The sequence below is a fragment of the Streptomyces sp. NA02950 genome (assembly GCF_013364155.1).
Taxonomy (GTDB): Bacteria; Actinomycetota; Actinomycetes; order Streptomycetales; family Streptomycetaceae; genus Streptomyces.
Genome location: NZ_CP054916.1, coordinates 9,366,019 through 9,377,199, shown reverse-complemented (window position 1 = coordinate 9,377,199; position 11,181 = coordinate 9,366,019). Strand labels below are relative to the sequence as shown.

Below are 11,181 nucleotides of genomic sequence, written 5' to 3'. Positions count from 1 at the left end.
GCCGGTCACCGCCTCGCCTGGACCGCGCGCTGCGGAACCGGTCGACCCGACGTGAGCTCCTCGGTGCGTGGCACCCGGAAGCCCAGCACGAAGTTCGGGCTGCCACCCCGGTTCCAGCGCTCCCGCTCCAGCCCGTCGTCGAAGGCCAGGCAACCGCCCTCCGGCCAGGAGCTGGTGCGATCGGCGACCCTGATACCGCTCTCCGCCGTGACCACGACGCCGAACTCGACCCTCAGGAAGGCGTTGCTCGGACCGCAGGTCGGCGCCGAGCGCGTCGCCGAGCGCAGGGACCACAGCTCGACCACCGCGCCGGGGAAGAGCAGGGCTTCGGGGATGTCGTCCAGGGCCGCCCTGGTGACGGGCAGTGCCGCCGCGGCGGCGGTCCACGTACCGTCGCTGTAGAGGGGCAGCGGCTCGGCTCCCCCGTCCTCCCGGTCCGGGCTCCGCGCCCCGAACTCCGCACGCAGCTCGGCCGCGATCGCATGGTGCCGGGCAGCCAGGTGGGCGGTGAACCACAGGTCCTGCGCGTCATGCTCCGTCACCACCGGCAGTTCCGGGTCGTACTCGACCGGGCGGTGCAGCGACGAGGCCCACAGGCCCTGACGTACCGCCAGGTCGGCGCACTGCGCCGCGGCCTCATGCTGTGCGACGGCATGCAGCTCGTCGATGAGTGCGCGGTAACGCTCACGGACCCGCTCGCTCAAGGCCTCGGTCAGCCCCACCCGGCGCCCGTTCGCCGGGCCGTCCTGATGTCCTCGCGCCACGCGGGCCGCGAGCTTGGCGGTCTCGGCGACCCGCTCGGCTTCGGTGCGCAGGAACAGCGCGTGGTCGGCGAAGGACTTGTTCCTGGTCATGCGGTGCCGCTGGTAGGTCTCGTCGAACGGGGCCTTGTAGTCCTGGTAGTGCCGGTGCTCGACGAACACCCCGGACACCGCGTACAGCCTGCCCAGCCGCTCCGCGAGGTCGAAGACCCACTGCTCGACCTCCCACTGCTGGAAGATCGTCGGCACGAAGTAGCCGAGGGTCTCGTACCAGGACCTGCTCACGATCGGGAAGTCCCGACCGCCGTCGGCGTACTGCGCGGCGTCGAAGTACAGGCAGAGCACGGCGTCCTCGTGCATCACGGTCAGCTCGGCCACCCGCCGGTCGAGGGCGACGTCCCAGCCGTGGTCCACGTAGAGCTGGTCGTCGTTGGCCATCAGCAGGAAATTGCCCTCGGCCTGCTCGGCGAGGTGATTCCACGCCGCGGCCACACCGATCGGCGGCCCGACATGCAGGGCGCACCGGGCCAGCCCGGCGAAGCGCAGCCGTGCATGGGCGAACAGCTCCCGGTACTCGGGCAGGGCCGGGTCGTCCTCGTCGACGTAAGCCAGCACCTCGATCCGGCCGGGTGCGGCAGCCGTCCGGTGCACGCTGCGCAGGAACTCGGCCAGGTTGGCCACGCGATTCCTGGTCGGGCACAGCAAGGACAGCGACTGCGTGCGGGATGGGACGGCCGCGGTGCGCCGGGCGAAGGTGAGCTTGGTCCACAGCCGCCGCGGTTCCAGCCGTAGTGCGTAGGCCAGCTCCTGTCGTACCCGGATGCTGCCGTTCAGCACGCTGAGGACCCGGCTGCGGCCTGCTCCGCTGTCGCGCAGCGCGGCAGTGACCACGTCCTGCAGCTTCGCGTCGCGGTAGCGCTGGGAGTGGCCGAGCAGCAACCTGCCCAGGTCGCGTGCGCCGGCGATCGCCTTGTTGTGCTCGGGGCTCACCGTGTGACCACCTCTCCGGAACGGTGCGCGGCAACCTGCTCCTCGATCCAGCGGTAGGTGCGGCGGAGCCCGTCGTCGAGTGAGGTGTCCGGCTGCCAACCGAGCAACCTGCGGCACAGTGCGTTGTCCGACACCCGGCCCAACGGCCCGACCGGCTTGTCCGGCAGGTAGCGCGTGGTGATCTCCTTTCCCGCGATGTGCGCGATCCTGGCGACCAGCTCACTGATGCTGACCCGCTCCTCGGACCCGATGTTCACCGGCTGGTCGACCGGCGACTCCGCCAGGCGGAGCAGGCCGGTGACACAGTCGTCGACGTAGCAGTAAGATCTGGTCTGGGTGCCGTCGCCCCATACCTCGATCTCGCCACGGTCCCCCGGCACTGCGGCGACCTTGCCGCAGAGCATCGACAGGGATTTGGCGCGCAGCCCGCTGTAGCTGCCCTGCGGCCCGTAGATCGCGTGCAGCCGGGCCACCTTGATGTCCATGTCGTATGTCTCGCGATAGGTCTCGCAGAGGATCTCGGTGGTGAGCTTCTCCCAGCCGTACTGCATGTCGGGCTCGGCGGGGAGCACCGGCGTCTCGCGCAGCGGAGCGCTGTCCGGCTCCCGCTGGAGGGAGCCGGGGTAGACGCAGGCCGACGAGGTGTAGACGACCGTGCGCACGCCCTCCTCGCGGCACGCGTCCATGGTGTTGACCGAGATCAGCAGGTTGTCGTGCAGGATCTCGGCCGGTGCGGCGTGCGTCCACCCGATCCCGCCCATGTTGGCCGCCAGGGCGAAGACGACGTCCGCCCCGGCAACCGCCTCGGCGCAGCGATCCCGCTCGCGGAGGTCGGCCACCAGGAACTGGTCGGCTTCGCTGCGCCCGTACTCGGGGTGGTGGATGTCCGTACCGCGCACCTGCGCGTGCGGGTACTGTGCCCGCACCGCCCGGACCAGGTGGCCTCCCACGAACCCGCCCGCACCAGTCACCACGACCAGCGTCATGCGCCGTCCCCCCTGTCTGTCGTCTCAGTTCGACCGGATGGCCCCATCGCCTGCCGCCGCGCGGCCACCAGCTGCTGGCCGGCCGCGTTCCGACGAGCCTGGAACGTCCGTTCTCGGTGCTGCCGGAGCCGTCCGGCCAGCAGGGTCCGCAGCTCGGACGGTGGCTGCTCGGGGTCGGCGATCAGCGCGCCGAGACATTCGGTGACTGCCTCGAGCAGGCCCGTCACCTCAGCGGCGTCGAGCCGAGCCGGGTCGTGCCGGGCCCGCAGCCGTAGCTCCGTCCCTGGCACCACTTCCAGCACCAGCGGGTAGCCCTCGTCGATGACGGTGCGCACATCCCCGATGGCCAGTGCGCCCCAGGTCTCCTCGGTCACCGTGGTGGGGAAGTTCTCGACCACCACGATCGTGTCGAACATGGTGTCGCGACGGTGCAGACCGACGGATCGGGTGATGTCGGCGAGCGGGACGTGCCCGTGCTCACGCATGCCGGCCAGGCGGTCCTGCAGCTCGCGCAGCCACGACAGGGCCGTCCCGCCTTCGGCACAGCGCATCCGGAGCGGCACGGTGTTGATGAGCAGACCGATCATCTCCGTCGATCCGGGGAGCGTCGGGGGACGACCGGACACCGTGGCCCCGAAGACGACGTCGTCGCGTCCGGACAACTCCGACAGCACCAACCCCCACGCCCCGTAGAGTGCGGTGCTCACGGTGAGACCGTTGCCGCGGCACAGTCCGTCCAGATCAGTGGTCCGCGCCGCGGGCACGGTCACCACGACCTCACCTCTGCGTGGCGCGATGACCTGGCCTCGCACGCACCCGGGCCGGGCGATCCTGGTCGGTCCCGGCAGCCCGATGAACTGTTGGTTCCAGAACGCGTCGGCGGCGGCGCGATCCTGCCCGTGCAGCCAGGTCAGGTAGTCGGGCATGCCGGGGCGCCGCGGCAGGTGGGGTTCGACGCCGGCGAGCAGTGCCTCGTAGGTCGCCAGGACGTCCGCGAGCACCAACTGCTGGGACCAGCCGTCCAGGACGAGGTGGTGGTGCGTCCACACACACCGGTACCGCGCGTCGGACTCGCGCACCAGGGTCAGCCGGAACAACGGAGCCCGGCCGAGGTCGAAGCCGCGTTCGCGGTCCCGGTCCAGGAGGTCCACCAGGGCCGCCTGCCGGTCCGGACCGTTGCGGTCCCTCCAGTCGAGGTGGTGGATGTCCGGCGTGGCTCCGTCGGTGACCACCTGGTGCGGCCGCGCACGGTCGGTCCAGTCGAACGACACCCTCAGCCCGGGCGTCGCGGCCGTCACGGCGATCCACGCCGCGCGGAACGCCTCCGGGTCCAGCTCCCCGGTCAGTGAGCAGCAGACCTGGACCACGTAGGCGCCCGGGCTGCTGCCACCGACCGAGTGGTAGAGCATCCCCTCCTGCATCGGGCTGAGCGAGTGGTCCGCGGGCCGGCGGTCGGCGGACTGGGGGTCGGCGACCACCGGCGACGGCGCGGTGCTGGGGCCGGCCCGCTCCGCGACGGCACGCACGGTGGCCAGGCCGAACAGGTCCTGGGCGGAGATCCGCAGCCCGGCCAGCTCCAGCTTCGCCACGATCACGATGGCGTGCACGGAGTCCCCGCCGAGGGCGAAGTAGTCGTCGTCGAGCCCGACCTCGTCGAGGTCGAGGACTTCCCGCCAGATCTCGGCGACGGTCTGCTCCGCGGCGGTGCGCGGCACCGGCGGGTCGGCGACGGTGGGACCGCCGGCCAGCCACAGGCCCAGCAGCTCCCGTTTGGTCTCGGACAATTGCGCGATGCGCGGGTCAGGCTCGGCCATGGCGACCTCCTGGCTCATCCGGCTGGTCCGCCTGCCTGCGTGCCATCCGAAGCAGCCGGGCCGCCTCCTCGTCGGTCAGCAGTTCGATCCGGTCCACCAGCCGGTCCCGGGGCTCCGGGCGCGCGACCAGTGCCGCGTGGTCGACCTTGCCGTTGCCGGTGAGCGGCAACGCGGCCAGCCGCCGGAGCTCGGCCGGGACCAGGCGGGCCGGCAGCCGTCGTCGGAGCCAGTCCTGCAGCTCCGAGTCCTCCGACGTACCGCACCAGTAGGCGACGAGCCGGGGCGTGCCGGCGGGGGTCTCCCCGAGCACGACCGCGGCGCCGGCCACGGCCGGGTGTGCGGTCAGCGCGTGCTCGATCTCGCCGAGGTCCACCCGGTAGCCGCGCAGTTTCACCTGCCGGTCGACGCGTCCGCGGAAGACGAGCTCGCCCCCCGGCAGCGGGCGAACCAGGTCACCGGTGCGATAGCGGCGGGCGCCCGGCCGGTCCGGGTCGGGCACGAACACCCCTGCGGTGACCGCCGGACGGCCGAGGTAGCCCCTGGTGACCCCGGGCCCGCCGACCGCGAGCTCGCCCGACAGGCCGACCGGCGCGTCCAGGACCGCCGCCGAACTGCCCGCGATCGGGCCGCCGATCGGCACCGGCCCCCCTCCCACGGCACCCACCTCGTGCACGCAGCAGCCCACGACGGTCTCGGTGGGGCCGTATTCGTTGAACAGCGCGGCATCCGGCACGACGGACCGCAACGCGGCCACCTGCTTGCCGTCCAACTGCTCACCCCCAGCCACCACGGTGAGCCCGCTGAGCGTGCGGCGTTGCGCGGCGAGCTGCGCCGCCACCGCGGACAGGTGCGACGGGGTGATCTTCACCAGCGTGTGGCGCCCGGTGGCCAGTGCCGTGCCCAGTCTCGTGACGTCCGCGCCGGCCAGCAGGTGCGCCGTGCCCCCGGCGGTCAGCGGCGCGAGCAGGCTCGTGACGGTGAGGTCGAAGGCCGGTGACGAGTGCACCGGCGCGTTCGTCCGCTCGGTGATGCCGTATGCGGGTACGCACCAGCGCAGGTAGTGGGCCAGACCCTGGTGGTGCACGCCGACCAGCTTCGGCCGCCCGGCGGAGCCCGACGTGGCCAGGACGCAGGCCAGGTGCGCGCCGCGCAGCCGCGGGCGCCGCAACCCGTTCCCGGACCTGGTGCCCATCCGCAGCACAGCTCCCGGGTCGACGCCCTCGGGCACCGGCACCCGCTGGGGCAGCACCAGCAGGGCCGCATCCGCTTCGGTGAGCAGGGCGGCAACCCGCTCCGGCGGGGTTTCCGGGTCGATCGGCAGATGAGCCGCACCCGCACGGAGCACCGCCAGCAGCGCCACGACGTAGTCCACGCTGCGCTCCGCCCATAGGCCGACCACGGCGTCCGGCCCGACGGGGAACGCCTGCAGCACCTCGGCGAACTGTGCCGACGCCGTCCACAGACCCCGGTAGCTGACGTGCTTCCCACCCTCCACCAACGCGGTCCGGTCCGCCCCACGGCGCACAGCGGCCTCGACCAGCTCGTGCACGGTGAGATCCGGGCCGATCTCCGGAGGGAGGTCCGGGGCGGGATCAGGAGCCGACGCGTGGTCGACAGGTGTGGTGGCTGCCTCTCCCCAGTCCGACGAGGCCTCGTGGGGGTGGCTCGCCGCGGCGCTGAGCGCGGTGGAGAACAGCCGGCCGATCTCCGCCACCTGCTCGGCCGGGACCTCGGCCGGGTCCGCTTCCAGCAGCAGTCGCAGGCTGCCGGACGCGGCGTCGACGTTGAAGTGCGCGGTCAACGGCACGTAGGTCTGGTCGGGGGCCTGCAGATCGGAGATCTCCAGGTCGTCCACCGCGGACACGTCACGGTAGAGGTGGAAGTGGGTGTAGACGAAGAGCGTGTCGAACAGCGACCCGGCGCCGAACTCGCGGTTCAGGGCGACCAGCGGATAGCGGCGGTGCGGCGACGTCCGGCGCTCGGCGGCGTACGCGGAGCGGGCCAGCTCTGCCCAGCTCGCGCCCGCGGACACCTGGACGCGCAACGGGAGGATGTTGTTGAACACGCCGACCACCCGGTCCCCGTCCGGGCGTTCCGGCCGGCCGTTGGTCTCCAAGCCGGTGATGGTGTCGGGTGCGCCGGTCAGCGCCCGCACCACGCGCAGGTGCACGCCGAGGAGGACGTGCTTGAGCCCCACGCCCAGCTCGGCGCCGAGCGCGTGGAGACCGTCCCGCACACCGTCGTCGACCTCCAGGACGGTGCGCTGCTGGAGGGTCGGCCGCGACGCCGCTGGCTCGGGTGACCGCCGCGGCAACGTGGACGGTTCGGCGTTGTGCAGCTCCGCTGCCCAGAACGCGTGGCACTCCGGTGAGCGCGTCGCCGCCCGCTCCAGAGCGACGAAGTCGGCATAACCGGTCTGCAGCGGAGCCGGCCGCCACGTCTCGCCGTGCACGGCTGCCCGGTATGCGTGCAACGCCTCGGTGAGCACCAGCGCGGTGCACCAGCCGTCGAGCGCGAAGCTGCTGACGGTGAGCCGGAAGCCGGAACCGAAGTCGTGCGCGGTGAACCGCGCGAGCGGGCCGTGGTCGAGGTCGAAGTGCCGCTTGCGCGCGGCTGCCATCCAAGCGGTGAACCGATCCTCGCGCGCCGGGTCGCCGCCCAGGTCCACCACCTCGAGCGGCAGCCGCGGCACGTCACCCCACACGAGCTGCACCGGCTCCGCGTGGCTGGTGAGGTCGAAGGAGGAACGCAAGTACGGGTGCCGGGCCAGTACGAGGCGAACGGCCCGCGCCAGCGCGGAGGGCACCAGCGCGGCAGCGACCGCGACGCTGGTCAGGTACACCTCGTACGCGGGGTCGTTCTCCCGGTGTGCCAGCAACGCCCGCTGCGCCATCGAGACCGGATACGCGTCGACCAACCCCTCCCGCCCCGTCGGCTGCGGGCGCAGGGTGGACGGGGCCAGGGCGAACGGGGCCAGGGCCTGCACCGCCGCCTCGGCGGTGTCGGGTCGGGTGTCGAGGTGCGCGGCCAGGGCAGCGATGGTCGGGTGGGCCATCAGCTCGGCCACCGTGAAGCCCGCCCCGGCCTCTCGCGCCGCCGCCGCGATCGAGATCGCGCTGATCGAGTCTCCGCCGAGGGTGAAGAAGTCGGTGTTCACGTCGATCCCGGAGTCGATCCCGGGCCCGGCAAGACCTGCGGACCACAGGTCGGCGAGCCTGCGCTCGGTCGGCGTCCGTGCCGGGCTCGTCCGCTGCTCCGGATCCGCCCCCGGGGCGGGCAGAGCGCAGTCGTCCAGCTTGCCGCTGCGGGTGACCGGCAGGGCCTCGACCGGCACGATCCGGGCAGGCACCACCCGGGTGGGCACCAGACGCCGCAGCCGCTCGCGCAGCTCGGCCGGCGCAGGCGCGTCCGGTCCGCAGACGTAGCCGATCAGCCTGCCGTCACGCACCACCGCCGCCGCGTCGGTCACTCCCGGCTGGGCGCGCAGCACCTCGGCCACCTCGCCGAGCTCGACCCGCTGCCCGCCGAGCTTCACCTGGTGGTCGGTGCGGCCGAGGAAGAGCAGCGCACCGTCCGTCCGGTGCCGGGCCTGATCGCCGGTGCGGTAGACGCGGCTGCCCGTGCCACCGGGATCCGGCAGGAACGCCGCTGCCGTCTTCGCCGGGTCCGCGACGTAGCAGGTGGCGAGACCCGCACCACCGAGGAACAACTCCCCCGCGATCGGCCTCGACACGGGGCGGAGCCGGCTGTCGAGCACCTGGGCCGACATGTTGCTGATCGGCAGCCCGATCGGCACCGGTCCGTCCTCGGACGGCGCGCAACGCCAAGCGGTGACGTCGATGGAAGCCTCGGTGGGACCGTAGAGGTTGTGCAGTTCGGCGCCGGAAGTCCCGGCACCGAAGAGCTCGAAAAACCGCGCCCTCGTGGTGGCGGGCAGCGCTTCACCGCTGCACAGCACCCGGCGCAGTGGGGAGGCCCCCAACCCGGACGCGGTGGGTGCGGAGCCCGCGCTCGCGATCTCGGCCAGGAACGGCGAGAGCATGCTCGGCACGAAGTGGATGGTACTGATCGCGGCGCGGGTGATGACCTCCGCGATTCCGCGCGGGTCGCGGTGCACATCGGGCGGCGCGAGCACCAGGGTCCCCCCGGCGATGAGCGGCCAGCACAGCTCCCACCACGAGACGTCGAAGCCGACCGGGGTCTTGTGCAACACGTGCTCGCCGGGCGCGAGTCGGTAGTGTTCCTGCATCCAGCACAGTCGGTTGACGATGCCGCGGTGCGGCACCAGCACACCTTTCGGGGCACCGGTGGACCCGGACGTGTACAGCAGGTATGCGGGCTGTTCCGGGTGAACCCACGCCGAGTACCGGTCGCCCGATCGCCGGGCCGACACCGTGGTGTCCAGGCATTGAACAGGCAGCGCGGCGGCATCGCCCGGCACGTCGTCCCCGGTGAGCAGGAACCGGGCCCTGCTGTCCGCGAGCATCGTGGCGTGGTGTCGTGCCGGGTCGTCCGGGTCGAGCGGTAGCACGGCGCATCCGGCGTGCAGCACCGCGAGGTAGGCGATCGGCAACGCGGTCCCACGCCGGTGCAACACCGCCACCGGCTCACCCGGCGCCGCGCCGAGGTCGCGCAGCTGCGCCGCGACCCTGGTCGCGGCCCGGTACAGCGCGGCGTGGCTCAGCGTGCCGTCCGCCGCGAGCACGGCGGTCACGTCGGGGTGGGTGCGTACGGCCGCCGCCATCAGGCGGTGCAGACCGCCGACGTCCGGCCGGTCCTGCGAGCGCCCGGCCTCGGGAACCGTGCCTGCGTCCCGCAACGGGATCGCGTCCACCGGGTGTGCCGGCGTCGTCACCACCGCGCGCAGCAGCTCGGTGAAGTGCCCGGACATCCGAGCCACCGTGGCCCGGTCGAACAGACTGGTGCGGTACTCCCAGCACCCGGTCAGCTCCTCACCCAGCTGCGCCATGCTCAGGCTCAGGTCGAGCTGCGACCAGCGACGGGGAACGCCGAGCGGCGCGGCGGTCGCCGCACCGAACCCGACCCGACCCGCGGAACCCTGTGCCAGCGCGAACGTCCCGTCCTGCCGCTCGCCGTACTCCTGTTGCAGCACGAACTGGCTCTGCACCAGGGTGGCGCGGCCGACATCCCGTTCCGGCGCAAGCTCGGTGACCAGGCGCCGGAACGGGTACCGACCGTGGTCGACGGCCTCGCGCAGCAGTATCCCCGTGTCGGCGAGCACGGCGTCGAAGGAGGCCTCCCGCGGGCACCGGGAGCGGAGCGGGACCGCCCGGACGAAGTAGCCGACGGCATCGGCCAGGTCGGCGGAGTCCCGCCCGGCCAGCAGCGTGCCCAGCACCAGGTCGGTCTGGCCGGTGTAGCGGTGCAGCAGCGCCCGGTAGGCGGCGAGCAGGACGGTGAACAGCGTGCAGGACCGTTGCCGGGCAAACGCCCGGAGCTCACGCACCAGCTCGGCGGGCAGCCGGAACTCCTCGGTCGCGCCGTGGAAGTCGCGGTGCTGGGGCCGGGGGCGGTCGGTGGGGAGTTCGAGGCCTGATGGCGCGTCCGCCAGCGTCCGGTGCCAGAAATCCCGGTCCTGGCCGCAGGACGGGGACCGCTGGTAGCTCTTCGCGGCGGCCAGCGCGATGGCGTGCGGGTTCCGGCCGCTGACCGGTTCCGGCGGGAGGTCGGTGGTGCGCGCTTCGTACGAGGCTCGCAGGTCGTCGAGCACCACCAGGAACGACCACAGGTCCATCACGAGGTGGTGCGCGACCAGCACGAGCACGTGGGTGCGTTCGTCCCGGCGCACCAGCGTCGCCGCGAACGGCGGCGCCGCGGCCAGGTCGAACGGCCGCTCGACGAGTCCGAGCAGGCGAGCGGCCAGCTCGTCGTCCGTGTCCGCCGTCGCGTCGACCACCCGCAGGCCCGGTCCGGTCCGGTTCACCCGGCACCACGGGCGGCCCTGCTCCGTAGGGAAGTTGGTCCGCAGCGCCGGGTGCCGCGCGACGAGCGCGTCCAGCGCCCGGTGCAGGACCGCGATGTCGAGTGGCCCGTCGATCCGGAGCACCCGGGAGAGGTTGTAGGCCGCGCCACCAGGATCGAGCTCGCGCTCGAACCACAGGGCTTCCTGCCCTTCGGTGAGCGGGAGCCGACCATGTTCCGGCGAGGCCTCGTGGCGCTCGTCGACGACGGCCCCGGTGTTCCCGGTGTTCTCACTGCTTTCGGCAAGGATCCGCGCGGCGATGTCGTCCGGGCTCGCCTGGCCGGTCAGAGGGGTGGCACCGAGGTCCACCCCGTAGCGCCGCTGCACCAGGTGCCGCAGCTCGGTTGCGCTCAACGAGTCGAGCCCGAGCCGCACCAGGGGTTCGTCCGGACGCGGCAGCTCTGCGGTGGCCCCGGCCAGAGCCGCGGCCGTCCGTCCGATCGCGGCCGCCAGCGCCGCCGCGCGCGCCACGGGCTCGACGGCCGCGATGTCCCCTCGGTCGGGTAGCTCCGGCACGGCGGATCGGCTGGTGCTGACCACACGGAGTACCGGGAGTTCACCGTTCAGGTACAGCTGGCGGCAGCGTTGCCGGCGCACCTTCCCGCTCGTCGTCTTCGGGATGCCGCCGCCCGCCACGAACACGATGT

General features: G+C 72.7%; 4 protein-coding genes (1 of these 4 only partly in view). All 4 read right to left on the bottom strand.

The features are described 5' to 3' along the window. Positions 1 to 5 precede the first annotated feature (5 nt). Tightly spaced (each overlapping or abutting the next), the 4 genes in view from HUT19_RS40195 to HUT19_RS40180 form a layout consistent with a single transcriptional unit that may run on beyond the window. Entirely contained in the window at positions 6 to 1,751 is a 1,746-nt protein-coding gene (locus tag HUT19_RS40195; protein WP_176186137.1) for an aspartyl/asparaginyl beta-hydroxylase domain-containing protein, read from the bottom strand. Next, positions 1,748 to 2,737, bottom strand: coding sequence for an NAD-dependent epimerase/dehydratase family protein (locus HUT19_RS40190; protein WP_176186135.1), 990 nt, complete (start codon positions 2,735 to 2,737; stop codon positions 1,748 to 1,750). The genes HUT19_RS40195 and HUT19_RS40190 overlap by 4 nt, the downstream gene beginning before the upstream one ends. Next, a complete protein-coding gene (locus HUT19_RS40185) occupies positions 2,734 to 4,551 on the bottom strand; it encodes a condensation domain-containing protein (protein ID WP_176186133.1) in 1,818 nt (605 codons plus the stop codon). The genes HUT19_RS40190 and HUT19_RS40185 overlap by 4 nt, the downstream gene beginning before the upstream one ends. Further along, on the bottom strand, positions 4,538 to 11,181 hold the 3' portion of the coding sequence (locus HUT19_RS40180; protein ID WP_176186131.1) for a non-ribosomal peptide synthetase. The gene runs 1,621 nt beyond the window's last position; 6,644 of the gene's 8,265 nt are visible here — the last part of the coding sequence; its start codon lies off the right edge, out of view; it ends in the stop codon at positions 4,538 to 4,540. Before HUT19_RS40180 ends, HUT19_RS40185 begins: the two co-directional genes overlap by 14 nt.